The following is a 13,123-nucleotide window of genomic DNA, read 5'->3' as shown; positions in this document are numbered from 1 at the left end:
CCAGCAGCCCGGCGTAAATCCACAGGAACCCCGGCCCACCCCCGGCCGGTTCCCCAAGCACGCGACCCCGCAACCAGCCTCAAAATCTCTCGACCTGGCCGGCACGGGGCCACCCGCAACAGGCCCGCACCAGAACGCGAGCCGCTCAGCTGCTGCGGGTTTTCGCCGCTACCCAGGCCTCGACGCCGTCCAGGAACCGGTCCACGCCGAAGCTGAGGTCCATGGGCAGTCCGTCTGCGTCGACCCGCTCGGGTCCGGACTGCGCACTCGTGGATTCGGCGGCGTGCACGGCTGCCAGCGCGGGGTAGGCGTCCGGGTCGATGAGTTCGGCGAGTGCGTGTGCCAGTTCGGCTTCGTTGTGCGGCGATCCGTCGGCGGTCTTGTGCGCACTGTTCATGTCCAAGCTGATCTGGGCTGTGCCGCGCACGACCGCGGTCAGGTGCAGGGCCGCCGCCCGTGCTTCGGCACCCACGAGCCCGGCCGTCAGCAGGGGCTGCAGCAGGCGGTCGAGCCACGCGAGTTGGTTGGGGCCGATCGGTGCGTGATCGAGCGGGACACGCAGGAGCCAGGGGCGGGTCTGGAAGCCGGCCCACAGCGCACCGACCCAGTGCCGGACGGCGCGCCGGAAGTCGCCCGTGCTGTCGAGTTCGGGGGGTTGCCCGGCCGCGATGTCGGCCACGACCTCCAGCAGGAGGTCCTTGCTCGGGATGTGGTTGTAGATGGACATCGTCGAGTAGCCGAGCTCGGCGGCGATCCGCTGCATCGACAGCGCTTCCAGGCCCTCGGCGTCCGCGATCCGGACGGCGGCCTCCGCGATCTGCCCCACGGTGAGCTTCGGCCGGGGCCCGCGCCGGCCCCGGGAGCGCCCGCCGGGTTGCTCGGGCTGTACATCGGCTGGCACACCGCGGCCGGCCCCTCCGTGCGGGTGGCCAACCTCGTCGGCTCGGCGCTGTGGATCACGGTCACGATCATCGGGCTGCGGATGGCTTGCCGGCGCCGCTACGGCGAACATCGCAAATGGATGTCGCGCAGCTTCGCGCTCACCATGTCGATCGTCCTCAGCCGGGTGATCAACGTGCTGGCCACGATCGCGCTCGCGTCCGAGGTGGACACCACCTTCCGCGGCAGCGACGAACTGATGCGGTACAGCGCCGCGAGCATCGGGGTCTGGCTCAGCCCCCTGCTCCTGCTGCTGCTCACCGACTGGCTGCTGGAACGCCGCAAGCCAGGTGGGCGCGGCGCGCATCGACCCCCAGTAACGTGAGGCGCATGAGCCCACGCTGGTACGAGGAAGGGGAAGAGCCCGACTACCGGTTCACCCTGGCGAACGAGCGCACCTTCCTGGCCTGGCTGCGCACCGCGCTCGCGCTCATCGCCGGCGCCGTGGCGCTCATGCAGTTCGTTCCGCAGTTCTCGGTCGCGGGGATGCGCGCCGGCCTCGCCGCGTTGCTCGCCGTCACCGGCACCCTGCTCGCGGCCTTCGCCTACCGGCGGTGGGCCCGCGTTCAACGCGCGATGCGCAACAAGCGGCCGCTGCCGATGACGTGGCTGCCGTTCGTCGCCGGGTGGGCCGCCGCCCTCGCCGGGGCCGTCGTCCTCGTGGTAGCGCTGGTCACCGCCCGATGAGGGACCCGGGGCTCCAACCCGAGCGCACCGCGCTGGCCTGGCAGCGCACCGCCCTCGCCGCCGCCGTCGCAGCCGTTCTGCTGCTGCGTGGCGGCCTGGTCCGCGACGCCCCGCTGGAGATCGCCGCCGCGGGGTGCGCCGCCGCGGTCGTGGTGCTGTGGTTCATCGCCGTGCGGCGCCCGCCGACGACCGGCAGCACCCGCCGCGTCCTGGGCGCGGCCACCCTCGCCGTCGCGGCGTCCGGTGTCCTCACCGCGGTGCAGATCGTCCTGCTGCCCTGAACGCGTCGCGCAGCAGGCGCAGACCGGCGGCGATCCCGTCCAGGGACACCGCCCCATATCCGAGTGCGAGCCCCCGCTCCGGCGGCGAATCGGCGTAGTAGGTGTGCAGCTGGTCGACCGCGACTCCCGGCGCGCGCACAGCGGAGGTGTCGACCACGGACTTCGCGCACACGTGCAGTCCCGCGGTCGAGGGCACGAGCCGCAGCCACTCGCCGAAGTCCCGGCCCAGCGTGCGCACGATCAGCTCGTGCCGGGCCGCGTACTCGCGCGTGGCCTTGCGGACGTGCCGCGTCAGCAGGCCCTCGTCCAGGAAGCGGGCCAGCGCGGCCTGCGTGGTGAGGTCGCCGTGCCAGTCGGTGAGCTGCTTGGCCTTGAGCAGCGCGGGCCGCAGCGCGGCGGGTGCGATCAGGAAACCCAGCCGCAGCATCGGCAACAGCGTCTTGGAGAACGAGCCCACGTAGATGACGCGCCCGGCGCGGTCCAGGCTCTGCAACGGGTCCAGCGGCCGCCCGGCGAAGCGGAACTCGCTGTCGTAGTCGTCCTCGACGATCACCGCGTCCCGCCGCCCGGCCCACTCGAGCAGGGCGGCCCGGCGCGCCGGCGACATCGGCGTGCCCAGCGGGAACTGGTGTGACGGCGTCACGTAGACCAGCCGGGCGGCGCCCGGGATCCGGTCCACGACGATCCCCTCGTCGTCGACCGGCACCCCGGTGACCCGCGCGCCGAGCGATTCCAGCAGCCGCCGCACCGGCGGATAGCCGGGCTCCTCGACCGCGACGCACGCGCCCGGCTCGACGAGCACCCGCCCGACGAGGTCGAGCGCCTGCTGCGCGCCCTGCGTGACCAGCACGTCCTCGGCCGAGGCCCGCACCGACCGGGCGATCCCGAGGTGCCGCGCGATGGCCGTCCGCAGTCCACCGTGCCCAGCCGGATCGGCGTAACCGGCCGGGATCTCGCTGCCCCGCAGGCTCTGCGAGACCAGCCGCCGCCAGGTCTGGAGAGGGAACAGGCTCACGTCCGGCGCGCCGACGCGGAAGTCGTACCGCACCGGGGCCGCTGCGACGGGATCCGGCAGCGTGTCCCAGAACGGCCGCGCGGCGAGCACACCCCGCGGTGCCCGGCGGGTGGGCCCCGGCGCGGTTCCGGCGACGAACGTCCCGGCGCCGACGCGGCCGGTCAGCAGGCCCTCGGCGGTGAGCCGGTCGTAGGCGGCCGCGACGGTGTTGCGGGAGACGGCCAGGGTCCGCGCGAGTTCCCTCGACGGCGGCAGTCGTTCGCCGGGACGGAGGCGCCCGTCGGCGATCGCGTCGCGGACCTGGCGGTAGATCTGCGCGACCAGATCACCGCCGGTCAGGCTGATGTGCAGGTCCACCGCGGCTCCGGTAATGGCCCAAACAGACAGGTCGAAATTGGAGCTTACCCCGGGCCAATTCACTTCCTAGTGTTTCTGCCATGACGACCACCAACCTCTTGGCCGAGCTGAAGCGCGTCCGCACGCGGCGCCTGGTCGTGTCGTGACCGCCGCCCGGTTGCTCGCCGCCGCACAGCTGGTCAACTCCCTCGGCGACGGCGCCTACTACGTCACCTCCGCTCTGTACTTCACGCTGGTCATCGGGCTGCCGCCGACCCAGGTGGGGCTCGGGCTGACCCTCGGCTGGGCGGCCGGAGCCGTCGCCGGGGTGGGTGCCGGCCACCTCGCGGACCGGTACGGGCCGCGACGGGTCGCGGTGCTGCTCGCGCTCGGCACGGCCGTCGCGCTCGGCGGGTTCGTCTTCGCCCGCTCGTTCCCGGCCTTCCTCGCGCTGGCCTGCGCCTATGCCTGCGGCCAGAGCGGGCTCGCGGCCGCGCGGCAGGCGTTGCTCGCCGGTCTGGTCGAGCCCGCCCGTCGCACCCGGGTGCGTGCGCACCTGCAGGCGGCCACCAACGCCGGACTCGCGATCGGCGCCGCGGCCGGGGGCATCGCGCTGCAGGTCGGCACCGCGGTCGCCTACCAGGTGGTGTTCGCCGCCGACGCCGCCGGGTTCGTGGTCGCGGCGGTGGTCCTGTCGCGGGCGCCGGAGGCCGTGGTGGTCCGCGAGGGTCCGCGCCGGGCGGTGCTGCGCGACCGGCCCTACGTGGTGCTGGCCCTGCTGAACACGATCATGATGCTCAACATGCCGCTGCTCAGCCTGATCATTCCACTGTGGATGGTCGAGCGGACGGACGCGCCGTCCTGGCTGGTGTCGGCCCTGCTGCTGGTCAACACGGTGAGCGTGGTGTTGTTCCAGGTCCGGGTGGCGCGGCGGGTGTCCGGGCTGCGCGGCGCCGCCCGTGCCGCGTGCGGTGCCGGGGTCCTGATGATGCTCGCCTGCGCGGTGTACGCGGCATCGACGAGCTTCTGGGTGGTGCTGCTCGTCGCGGCCGGCGTCCAGGTGGCGGGGGAGATGCTGCTCGCGGCGGGCGCCTGGGAGATCAGTTTCACGCTCGCGCCGGACGGGAAACAGGGCCAGTACCAGGGTTTCTTCGCCTCCGGCGTGGCGATCGCCCGCATGGCCGGACCGGTGCTGCTGACGACGTTGATCCTCGGCGGTGGCGTCACCGGCTGGCTGGTCCTCGGCGCGCTGTTCTTGCTGACCGGTCTCGCGTTCACGCCGGTGACCCGGTGGGCGGCCGGTGATCGGTTCACGGAATGGTCTTCCGGCCCTAGGCCGGATACCGCACGCGTTCCTAGCATCGGGCCTTGACGTTCAACGGCGAACGAGGAATCGAGGCGGCAGAAGTCATGGCGGGCAACAAAGCGGTCACTTATCGGGGGCCCGGCAAGGTCGAGGTCGACACCATCGACTACCCGACCTTTTCGATGAAGGACGGCCCGGGCGTGCACCAGGCCAACGTGGGACGCGAGACTCACCACGGTGTCATTCTCAAGAACGTGGCGACCAACATCTGCGGCAGCGACCAGCACATGGTGCGCGGCCGCACGACGGCACCCGAGGGCTTGGTGCTGGGACACGAGATCACCGGCGAGGTCGTCGAGGTCGGCCGGGACGTGGAGTTCATCAAAGAGGGCGACCTGGTCTCGGTGCCGTTCAACATCGCCTGCGGCCGGTGCCGCAACTGCAAGGAGGGCAAGACCGGGATCTGCCTGAACGTCAACCCGGACCGGCCGGGGTCGGCGTACGGATACGTCGACATGGGCGGCTGGGTCGGCGGGCAGGCCGAGTACGTCATGGTGCCCTACGCGGACTGGAACCTGCTGAAGTTCCCGGATCGCGATCAGGCCATGGAGAAGATCCTCGACCTGGCCATGCTGTCCGACATCTTCCCGACCGGGTTCCACGGCTGCTTCACGGCGGGCGTGGGCGTCGGGTCGACCGTGTACATCGCGGGCGCCGGACCGGTGGGTCTCGCGGCGGCGGTGTCGGCGCAGCTGCTCGGGGCGGCGGTGGTGATCGTCGGTGACCTGAACGCCGACCGGCTGGAGCAGGCGCGCAGTTTCGGCTGCGAGACGGTGGACGTGTCGAAGGGCGATCCGAAGGACCAGATCGCGGAGATCCTCGGCGTGCCCGAGGTGGACTGCGGTGTCGACGCCGTCGGGTTCGAGGCGCGCGGGCACGGCAAGGAGGCGGCGGACGAGCACCCGGCGACGGTGCTGAACTCGCTGATGGACATCACCGCGGCCGGTGGTGCGCTGGGCATCCCGGGGCTGTACGTGACGGGCGACCCGGGCGCGGCCGACGAAGCCGCGCGGCACGGTTCGCTGTCCATCCGGATCGGCCTGGGCTGGGCGAAGTCGCACGCGTTCACCACCGGGCAGTGCCCCGTGATGCGCTACCACCGGCGCCTGATGATGGCGATCCTGCACGACCGGGTCCAGATCGCGAAGGCGGTCAACGCGACGCCGATCCCGCTGGCCGAGGCCCCGCGGGGCTACCAGGAGTTCGACCAGGGCGCGGCGCGCAAGTACGTGCTCGACCCGCACGGCATGCTGGCCAACGCCTGAGGGAGGGCCGTGCCGGAGGCTGGAGGCGGCCTCCGGCACGGCCTGCCCGGCTGGGCGGCCATGGGTGGGCACCGGCCCGCTCGCTGAAGCGCAGGCGGCCCCTGCCGCGGGCAGATCAGCTGTACGCGAGCAGGAACGTGTCCACGGCCGCCGCCGCGACCGCGTTCCGTTCGTTCTCCGGGAGGTCTCGTGTGCCCATCCGGGTCCGCGCCTCCAGTGGGGCCGTCAGCAGCGCCCCGAATTGCTCCGCCGCCCGGGTCGGGTCCGTGATCTTCAGCCGGCCGTCCAGGGCGAGGCGTGCCAGCCGGTCGGCCAGTGCGTCCGTCACCACGTTCGTCCCGGCGCGCGTCTGGATCGTGTCCAGCAGCTCCGGGAACCGCGCCAGCTCGGCCTGCAGCAGCCGCCGGAAGGCCCACGACCGGGGGTCGGTGTAGCACTCGATCAGGCGGCGGCCCACCTGCTCCAGCGCCGCCCGCAGATCCTCGCCCGCGTCGCGGAGCCGGTCCACCGCCTCCAGGTTCTCCGCGACCGCCTTGGCCGCCTCGGCCATCATCGCTTCGCGGAACAGGTTCGCCTTCTCGCTGAAGTGGTTGTAGACCGTCGGCTTGGCCACTCGGGCCTCGGCCGCCACCTCCGCGACGCACGCCTGTGCGTAGCCCTGCCGCGCGAACACCGTGAACGCCGCGTCCAGGATCGCCTGCCGTTTGTCGATGCGTCCGCGCGTGGCCATACCCCCATGCTACTCGAATTGAACCCGCTGGTTCACTTATCCGTTCGAGTCAGATAACTTGAACCCATGAGTTCAATCAGCGTGGAGGAGCGCCTCGACCCGGCGCTCGTCCGGATGATCACCGCGGTCCTGCTCGGCGGGATCCTGGGCATCCTCAACAGCACGATGGTCGCCGTCGGCACCGACGTCCTCGCCGCCGACTTCGGCGCCTCGCTGAGCACGATCGGCTGGGCCACCACCGGTTTCCTGCTCGCGGTCACCGTCGCGATCCCGTTCACGACCTGGGCCGTCGACCGCTTCGGCGGGCGGCGCACGTGGCTGTCCGGCCTCGCCGTCTTCCTGGCCGGCGCGCTGGCCGCCGGACTGTCGTGGGACGTCGGCAGCCTCATCGCCGCGCGCGTCGTGCAGGGCCTGGGCGCCGGGATCCTCGACCCGCTGGTCCTGACGCTGCTCGCCCGCGCCGCCGGCCCCGCCCGCGCCGGGCGGGTGATGGGCCTGATGGGCGTGGTGCTCTCGCTCGGACCGGTGCTCGGCCCGGTCGCGGGCGGCGCGGTGCTGGACGTCCTCCCGTGGCGGTGGATGTTCCTCCTCAACGTGCCGCTCGGGCTGGTCGCCGTCCTGCTCGCCCTGCGCTCGATCCGCGGCGACGACGCTTCCGCGCCGGCGCCGTCCCGCCTCGACGTGCGCGGCCTGGCGCTGCTCGGCCCGGGGTTCGCCGCGATCGTCCTGGCGCTGTCGCAGGCGGCCGAGCATTCCGCGTTCACCACGGCGTCCGTGCTCGTTCCGCTAGTCGCGGGTGTCGTGCTGCTGCTCGCCTACGGCGCGCACGCCAAACGGGCCGCGGCGCCGCTCATCGACCTGCGCCTGTTCGCCCGGGGCGGGTTCACCGCGAGCGTGGCCGTGATGGCGCTGGTCGGCCTCGGCACGTTCGCGAACCTGTTCGTGCTGCCGCTGTACTACCAGCAGATGCATGGCCACGGCGTGCTCGCCGCCGGCCTGCTCGTCGCGCCGGTCGGGATCGGCGGGGCGATCTCGATGCCGCTGGCCGGGCGGCTGTCCGACCGGATCGGCGCGCGGATGCTGGTGCGCGGCGGCGCGATCGTGGCCCTGCTCGCCGGGCTGGCGTTCACCTGGATGGGGCCGGACACCGCGCAGGCCTGGCCGGCGGTCGCGGCGCTCGTCATGGGCCTCGGGCTCGGTTTCGTCGGCGCGCCCACGATGGGGTCGCTGTACCGGACGCTGCCCCCGCGGCTGGTGCCGCAGGGCAGTTCGGCGCTCTACATGCTCAACCAGCTCGGCGCGTCGATCGGCGTGGTCGTCGTGACGCTGATCCTGGAGACCGCCGGCGACGCGATGACCGGTTTCCACGGCGTGTACTGGTTCGCGATCGGCGCGATCGTCCTCGTGCTGGCCGCCAGCCCGCTGCTGCCCGGGCGGGAGGAGCGATGAGGACCATCGTCGTCACCGGCGGCACCGACGGTATCGGCGCGGAGCTGGCGCGCGAGCTGCTCGCCCGCGGGGACCGGGTGGTCGTCGTGGGCCGGAACCCGGCGAAAGCGCCGCCCGGCGCGGACTTCGTGCGGGCCGACCTGAGCCTGCTCGCCGCGACCCACACCGCGGCCGACGAGATCACCGCGAAGTACCCGTCGATCGACGGGCTCGTGTTCTGCGCCCGCTTCTTCCGCTACCGCAGGCACGAGACCCCCGAGGGGTTCGAGGACAACTTCGCCCTGTTCTACCTGAGCCGGTTCGTGCTGGGGGAGCGGCTGGCCGGTGCACTGTCCACAGCGGGCCAGCCGGTGATCGTCAACGTCGCCGGCCCCGGCGCGCCGGCGGACGTCATGAACTGGGACGACCTCCAGTTCACCCGGCGCTACGACCCGCTCGCCGCGATGAGCCAGGGCGGCAAGCTCAACGACCTCCTCGGTGTGTCGTTCGCCGAGCGGCACCCCGGAATCCGGTACGTGCTGGTGCACCCGGGAGTCACGTCGACCGGCTTCGCGGGCGAGTACGACGTGGCGACCGCGCGGCACGTGGAAGCGTTGAAGGGGTTCGGCAAACCGGTGGCCGAGGCGGTGGCGCCCATCGTGCGGGTGCTCGATGCGCCGCCGGCCGAGCCGTTGAGCGCGTTCGTCGAGGGCAGGCGGATCGCGGTGCGCGGACCCGGCTTCGACGCCGGCGCGGCGCGGCGGTTGCGAGCCGAAACCCTGCGGCTGACCGGAGGGATCACGGGCGAGTCCTGAACTCGGGCGCGTCCCGGCTGAGCACGCCGTTCACCGCTCCCGGCAGCTCGTCTCCCAGCGCGGCGAGCAGCCGGGGGATGTCGGCGGAAGCGTTGTCGTGCAAGGCTTCCGCGACGATCAGCACCGAGCGGGTCGTCGCCGAGACGGCTGAGCGCGCGCTCTGCCGGTGCGTCCACCGGCGGGCGTGCGCGCCGCCGTGCTCGTCGGCGTAGATCACCTCGCCGGGTGCCGGCTGCTCGGTGTCGCCGGAAAAGGCCACGTACTTCTCGGCGCCGGTGGCGTAACGGACTTCGAGCAGGCCGTCGATGGTGTCCGCGTCGAACACGGCGACCGGAATCGCGAAGGCGAGCGACACCGCGTTGCCGAGGTCGATCAGCGGGTGGATCGACGGCAGCGCCTTCTCCTTGCGGAACCGGCGCAGCAACGACTCCGCCGCGCACCGGTACTGCGTCGGCTTCAGGCCCATCCGCGCGAAGGCCTGGCGCCACGCCTGGATCTCGGGCAGCGCCGACTCCGGGCCGGCCGCGAGGCGCTCGGCCGCGATCCGCCAGTACCGCTCGAGGTCGCCGCTCGGTTGCGCGTTCTCGGCGTACAGGACCCCGGGAACCAGCTGGGGGAAGTCCGACCAGATCTCGTCGGCGTGCCGGAGCCGGATCATTCCGCGGCCAGCCGTGCGGCGAGGGCGACGAACGTGCCCGCGAAGATCCACCGCATCCAGGCCCGCACCCGCGGCCGGGACAGCACGCGGTCGCGCATCGCGGCGGCGCCGGCGCCGTAGGCGAGGAACACGACCAGCGTCAGCGCCATGAACACCGCGCTCAGCTCGGCCATCGTGAGCAGCGAGTGCGGGTCCCCGGCGTGCACGAACTGCGGCAGGAACGCGAAGAAGAAGATCGTCAGCTTGGGGTTCAGCACGTTCACCAGCACCGTGGACACGATCACCCGTGCGGCCGACCGCGGGGCGGGCGCCTCGGGCGGCTGGTCCTTCTCCCGCAACGCGGACCACGCGAGGTAGAGCAGGTAGGCCACCCCGGCGTACTTGATCACCTGGAACGCGACCGCGCTGGCGTGCAGCAACGCGGCGAGACCGGTGATGGCGGCGACCGCGTGCGGGACGATGCCCAGCGTGCAGCCCACTGCGGCGATGACGCTCGCCCGCGTGCCGTGGGCCAGGCCCGCGCTCATGGTCATCAGCGCGCCGGTGCCCGGCGTGGCGACGATGACCAGGGCGGTGAGCAGGAATTCGACTGACATGACACCACCCTGGCGTGATACTGGTCCGATGGACAGGTCCAAAGCCGAGCCGGTCGAGAGGTCCATAACCGGATCGGACTTCCTCCAGCTCGACATCGGCGACGCCCCCGCGGGCGGCCGGTCGGCGTGGCTCGCGGCGCGCCTGAGGGACGCGATCGCCGACGGGCGCCTGCCGGTCGGCGCCCGGCTGCCCGCGACGCGGACGCTGGCCGCCGAGCTGGGCGTGTCGCGCGGTGTCGTCACCGAGGCGTACCAGCGGCTGGTGGAGGACGGGCACGTCGCCGGGCGCGGCCGTGGCGGGACCGTCGTGGTGGCGGTGCCCGTCACCGCGTCGCCCGCACCGGCGCCCGCGCCGAGCGCGGACGTCGTGTTCGAGCCGCGGGCGGACGTCTTCGACCGGTTGCGCGCCGCCCCGGCCCGCATCGATCTCACCCCGGGCGTGCCGGACCTGGCCGCGTTCCCGCGGGTGGCGTGGCTGCGCGCGGAACGGGCGGTGCTCGGCGACCTGTCGGCGGCCGACTTCGGGTACGGCGATCCGCGGGGCGCGCCGGTGTTCCGGCTGGCCGTGGCGAACTGGCTCGCGCGCAACCGGGGTATCCGGGTCGACGCGGCCGATGTCGTGGTGGTGGCCGGGGTCGCGCAGGCGCTCGGCCTGCTCGCGACGGTGTTCCAGGCGCACGGCATCGACGAGGTCGCGGTGGAGGACCCTGGTTCGCTGGGCGCGCGGCAGCACCTGCGCGACGCCGGCCTGGCCACCCCGCCGGTGCCGGTGGACGATGACGGTGTCCGCGTGTCCGAACTGCGGTCGCCCGCGGTGCTGCTGACGCCGGCGCACCAGTTCCCGACGGGCGTGGTGCTCGGCGGCGAGCGGCGGCGCGAGCTCATGCGGTGGGACGGCCTGATCATCGAGGACGACTACGACGCCGAGCACCGCTACGACCGCCCGCCGGTGCCCGCGCTGCGGTCGATGCTGCCGGAGCGGGTCTGCTACGCGGGCAGCATCTCGAAGCTGCTCGCTCCGGCGCTGCGGATCGGGTGGGTGCTGGTGCCCGCGCGGTACCAGCGGGATGTGGTGGACGCGAAGCGGTACGCCGACCTGGGCAACGCCGTCCTGCCGCAGCTGGTGCTGGCGCACCTGATGACGTCGGGCGAGCTGGAGCGGCACCTGCGGGTCTTGCGGCGCCGCCACCGGCACCGCCGGGACGCGATGATCGCCGCGGTGCGCCGTCACCTCCCCGGCGCCCGGGTGCACGGCGCCGCGGCCGGCCTGCACCTGATGATCACCTTCGCGGCACGGCTGTCCGATGTGGACCTCGCGGCGGCGGCGCTGGCTCGCGGTGTGAAGGCGCAGCCGCTGTCCTGGCACCGCCAGCGCCCAGGCGAACCGGGCCTGGTGCTCGGCTACGCCGCCCGATCACCGAGCGAGATCGAGGAGGGCGTGCGGATCATCGCGGAGCTGGTGCGATGAGGACGGTGCCAGCCGAGGACCCGCGTGCGAGTGCTCCACGTCGGTGGTGCTCGTGGATGGTTCGCCGCGAACCGTGCGGACGTGGGCCTGGCACGACACCCTGCGCGGCGGTCGTCCGGTGCCACGGCCCGGTCTCCCCGGGCCCACGAAGCGGCGAAACTCCGCGGCGGGCGGAATATCCCGTCGCGTGTGGACCGTTGCCCCACGATATGAAGGCAATCGCACTGCGGGAGTACGGCTCGGCGGACGACCTCCGGCTGGTCGACCTCCCCGACCCCAAGGTCGGCCCGGCGGAAGTTCTGATCAGGGTCAAGGCCGCCGGCATCAACCCGGTCGACTGGAAGCTCGCCGGCGGCGGGCTGGACGCCCTGATGGAGGTCCGGTTCCCGCTCGTACCCGGGTGGGACGTCGCGGGCGTGGTCGAGCGGGTCGGGCTGGACGCGGGGGAGTTCGCGGTCGGCGACGAGGTGTTCGGCTACATCCGCAAGGACTGGGTGCAGCAGGGCGCGTACGCGGAACTGGTGACGGCGAACGTCCGCATGCTCGCGAAGAAGCCGCGGTCGCTGGACTGGGCGCAGGCCGCGGGCGTGCCGCTGGCCGGGCAGACGGCGTACCGCTCGCTCAAGCGGGTCGGGCTCACGGCCGGTGAGACGGTGCTGATCCACGCGGCCGCGGGCGGTGTCGGCTCGTTCGCGACGCAGATCGCTGTCGCCCTGGGCGCGCGGGTGATCGGCACGGCGAGCGAGCGCAACCACGACTACCTGCGTGCGCTGGGCGCCGAGCCGGTCACCTACGGCGAGGGCCTGGCCGAGCGGCTGCGCGAGTTCGGCCCGATCGACGCCGCGGTGGACTTCGTCGGCGGCGACGCGGTCGAGGTGTCCCGCCAGTTCGTGAGCGCCCACCGGATCGCGTCGGTCGCCAACCCGGAGGTCGGCCCCCACGGTTACGTGTGGGTCCGCCCGGACGGCGCGGAGCTGGCCGAACTGGCCCGCCTGGCCGACGACGGCAAGCTCACGGTGCACGTCGACCACGCCCTCCCGCTCGCCGAGGCCGCCGAAGGGTGGCGGCTCAGCCAGTCCGGCCGAACGCGCGGGAAGATCGTCCTGACCGTCTAGGCGACGAAGATGCAGAACGGGTGCCCGGCCGGGTCGGCGTAGACGTAGAGCGGTTCTTCGGGGTCGTCGCTGCGGTCGCGCAGCAGCCGGGCGCCCAGGCCCAGCGCCCGCTCGTGCTGGGCCGCCAGGTCCGCCTTCGTCGGGACCGTCAGGTCGAGGTGCAGCTGCTGCGGCACCGGGCCCTCCGGCCACGTCGCCGCAGGCAGTGCGTCGACCTGCTGGAAGGCCAGCTGCGGAATCCCGTCCGGGGTGCGCAGCACGAGCCAGTCGGCGGCGCCGTCCTCGTCGCCCGGCCGGTACACCAGACCGAGCAGCTCGCGGTAGAACTCCGCGAGCTGCCGGGCGTCGGTGCAGTCGAGGACGACCTGGCGGAACATCGGCAGGGTCATGCCGATCATCCTGCCGCAGACGGCCCCGGCGGCAG

Annotated in this window: 15 protein-coding genes; 9 read left to right on the top strand and 6 right to left on the bottom strand. The window is 72.9% G+C overall.

Annotated features, from left to right (window positions below; translation table 11 throughout):
- Positions 1-145 precede the first annotated feature (145 nt).
- Positions 146-826 (bottom strand): TetR/AcrR family transcriptional regulator, encoded by a 681-nt coding sequence (locus IE290_RS28270; RefSeq protein ID WP_229874751.1) that lies wholly within the window; start codon positions 824-826, stop codon positions 146-148.
- Here IE290_RS28270 and IE290_RS38610 point away from each other — a divergent pair.
- Genes IE290_RS38610 through IE290_RS28255 form a run of 3 tightly spaced genes read left to right on the top strand, consistent with a single transcriptional unit; the run spans position 710 to position 1,907 of the window.
- Positions 710-1,264, top strand: coding sequence for a DUF2306 domain-containing protein (locus tag IE290_RS38610; protein ID WP_373300536.1), 555 nt, complete (start codon positions 710-712; stop codon positions 1,262-1,264). The genes IE290_RS28270 and IE290_RS38610 overlap by 117 nt on opposite strands.
- Before the next feature lie 5 nt (positions 1,265-1,269).
- Positions 1,270-1,626 (top strand): YidH family protein, encoded by a 357-nt coding sequence (locus tag IE290_RS28260; protein WP_191247721.1) that lies wholly within the window; start codon positions 1,270-1,272, stop codon positions 1,624-1,626.
- Complete coding sequence (locus IE290_RS28255) at positions 1,623-1,907, top strand: DUF202 domain-containing protein (RefSeq protein WP_191247720.1); 285 nt, start codon at positions 1,623-1,625, stop codon at positions 1,905-1,907. Before IE290_RS28260 ends, IE290_RS28255 begins: the two co-directional genes overlap by 4 nt.
- Here the strand turns inward: IE290_RS28255 and pdxR (IE290_RS28250) are convergent.
- Positions 1,876-3,279, bottom strand: a complete 1,404-nt coding sequence (gene pdxR / locus IE290_RS28250; protein WP_191247719.1) for a MocR-like pyridoxine biosynthesis transcription factor PdxR — start codon at positions 3,277-3,279, stop codon at positions 1,876-1,878. The two genes, IE290_RS28255 and pdxR (IE290_RS28250), sit on opposite strands and share 32 nt — an antisense overlap.
- A gap of 142 nt (positions 3,280-3,421) precedes the next feature.
- Between pdxR (IE290_RS28250) and IE290_RS28245 the strand changes: the two genes are divergently transcribed.
- Positions 3,422-4,630 carry an MFS transporter gene (locus tag IE290_RS28245; RefSeq protein ID WP_229874749.1) on the top strand — a complete coding sequence of 403 codons (1,209 nt, stop codon included), beginning with the start codon at positions 3,422-3,424 and terminating at the stop codon, positions 4,628-4,630.
- Positions 4,631-4,668: 38 nt separating this feature from the next.
- A complete protein-coding gene (fdhA, locus tag IE290_RS28240) occupies positions 4,669-5,889 on the top strand; it encodes a formaldehyde dehydrogenase, glutathione-independent (protein ID WP_191247904.1) in 1,221 nt (406 codons plus the stop codon).
- Between the two features lie 115 nt (positions 5,890-6,004).
- Here the strand turns inward: fdhA and IE290_RS28235 are convergent, their stop codons facing one another.
- Entirely contained in the window at positions 6,005-6,619 is a 615-nt protein-coding gene (locus IE290_RS28235; protein ID WP_191247718.1) for a TetR/AcrR family transcriptional regulator C-terminal domain-containing protein, read from the bottom strand.
- Between the two features lie 66 nt (positions 6,620-6,685).
- On the opposite strand from IE290_RS28235, the gene IE290_RS28230 reads away from it, so the two are divergent.
- Both IE290_RS28230 and IE290_RS28225 read left to right on the top strand, forming a co-directional pair.
- A complete protein-coding gene (locus IE290_RS28230; RefSeq protein WP_191247717.1) occupies positions 6,686-8,068 on the top strand; it encodes a DHA2 family efflux MFS transporter permease subunit in 1,383 nt (460 codons plus the stop codon).
- The gene (locus tag IE290_RS28225; RefSeq protein WP_191247716.1) at positions 8,065-8,862 is read left to right on the top strand and encodes an SDR family NAD(P)-dependent oxidoreductase; all 798 of its coding nucleotides are present in this window, start codon (positions 8,065-8,067) and stop codon (positions 8,860-8,862) included. Before IE290_RS28230 ends, IE290_RS28225 begins: the two co-directional genes overlap by 4 nt.
- Here IE290_RS28225 and IE290_RS28220 read toward each other — a convergent pair.
- Positions 8,846-9,520, bottom strand: coding sequence for a B3/B4 domain-containing protein (locus tag IE290_RS28220; protein ID WP_229874747.1), 675 nt, complete (start codon positions 9,518-9,520; stop codon positions 8,846-8,848). The genes IE290_RS28225 and IE290_RS28220 overlap by 17 nt on opposite strands.
- Positions 9,517-10,116: a LysE family translocator gene (locus IE290_RS28215; RefSeq protein WP_191247715.1), complete on the bottom strand. Its 600-nt coding sequence runs from the start codon at positions 10,114-10,116 to the stop codon at positions 9,517-9,519. The genes IE290_RS28220 and IE290_RS28215 overlap by 4 nt, the downstream gene beginning before the upstream one ends.
- A gap of 28 nt (positions 10,117-10,144) precedes the next feature.
- Between IE290_RS28215 and pdxR (IE290_RS28210) the strand changes: the two genes are divergently transcribed.
- Both pdxR (IE290_RS28210) and IE290_RS28205 read left to right on the top strand, forming a co-directional pair.
- A complete protein-coding gene (pdxR, locus tag IE290_RS28210; RefSeq protein WP_191247714.1) occupies positions 10,145-11,584 on the top strand; it encodes a MocR-like pyridoxine biosynthesis transcription factor PdxR in 1,440 nt (479 codons plus the stop codon).
- 209 nt (positions 11,585-11,793) lie between these two features.
- A complete protein-coding gene (locus IE290_RS28205; protein ID WP_191247713.1) occupies positions 11,794-12,699 on the top strand; it encodes an NADP-dependent oxidoreductase in 906 nt (301 codons plus the stop codon).
- Here the strand turns inward: IE290_RS28205 and IE290_RS28200 are convergent.
- Positions 12,696-13,097 carry a VOC family protein gene (locus IE290_RS28200; protein WP_191247712.1) on the bottom strand — a complete coding sequence of 134 codons (402 nt, stop codon included), beginning with the start codon at positions 13,095-13,097 and terminating at the stop codon, positions 12,696-12,698. The genes IE290_RS28205 and IE290_RS28200 overlap by 4 nt on opposite strands.
- Positions 13,098-13,123: the final 26 nt, after the last annotated feature.

The sequence above is a fragment of the Amycolatopsis deserti genome (genome assembly GCF_014653945.1).
GTDB lineage: Bacteria > Actinomycetota > Actinomycetes > Mycobacteriales > Pseudonocardiaceae > Amycolatopsis_E > Amycolatopsis_E deserti.
This window is presented reverse-complemented; position numbering and strand designations above follow the sequence as displayed.

Coding starts and splice junctions, on each gene's coding strand:
- IE290_RS28260 (WP_191247721.1), top strand. CDS start 1,270: ATGAGCCCACGCTGGTACGAGGAAGGGGAAGAGCCCGACTACCGGTTC.
- IE290_RS28255 (WP_191247720.1), top strand. CDS start 1,623: ATGAGGGACCCGGGGCTCCAACCCGAGCGCACCGCGCTGGCCTGGCAG.
- fdhA (WP_191247904.1), top strand. CDS start 4,669: ATGGCGGGCAACAAAGCGGTCACTTATCGGGGGCCCGGCAAGGTCGAG.
- IE290_RS28235 (WP_191247718.1), bottom strand. CDS start 6,619: ATGGCCACGCGCGGACGCATCGACAAACGGCAGGCGATCCTGGACGCG.
- IE290_RS28230 (WP_191247717.1), top strand. CDS start 6,686: ATGAGTTCAATCAGCGTGGAGGAGCGCCTCGACCCGGCGCTCGTCCGG.
- IE290_RS28225 (WP_191247716.1), top strand. CDS start 8,065: ATGAGGACCATCGTCGTCACCGGCGGCACCGACGGTATCGGCGCGGAG.
- IE290_RS28220 (WP_229874747.1), bottom strand. CDS start 9,520: ATGATCCGGCTCCGGCACGCCGACGAGATCTGGTCGGACTTCCCCCAG.
- IE290_RS28215 (WP_191247715.1), bottom strand. CDS start 10,116: ATGTCAGTCGAATTCCTGCTCACCGCCCTGGTCATCGTCGCCACGCCG.
- pdxR (WP_191247714.1), top strand. CDS start 10,145: ATGGACAGGTCCAAAGCCGAGCCGGTCGAGAGGTCCATAACCGGATCG.
- IE290_RS28205 (WP_191247713.1), top strand. CDS start 11,794: ATGAAGGCAATCGCACTGCGGGAGTACGGCTCGGCGGACGACCTCCGG.
- IE290_RS28200 (WP_191247712.1), bottom strand. CDS start 13,097: ATGATCGGCATGACCCTGCCGATGTTCCGCCAGGTCGTCCTCGACTGC.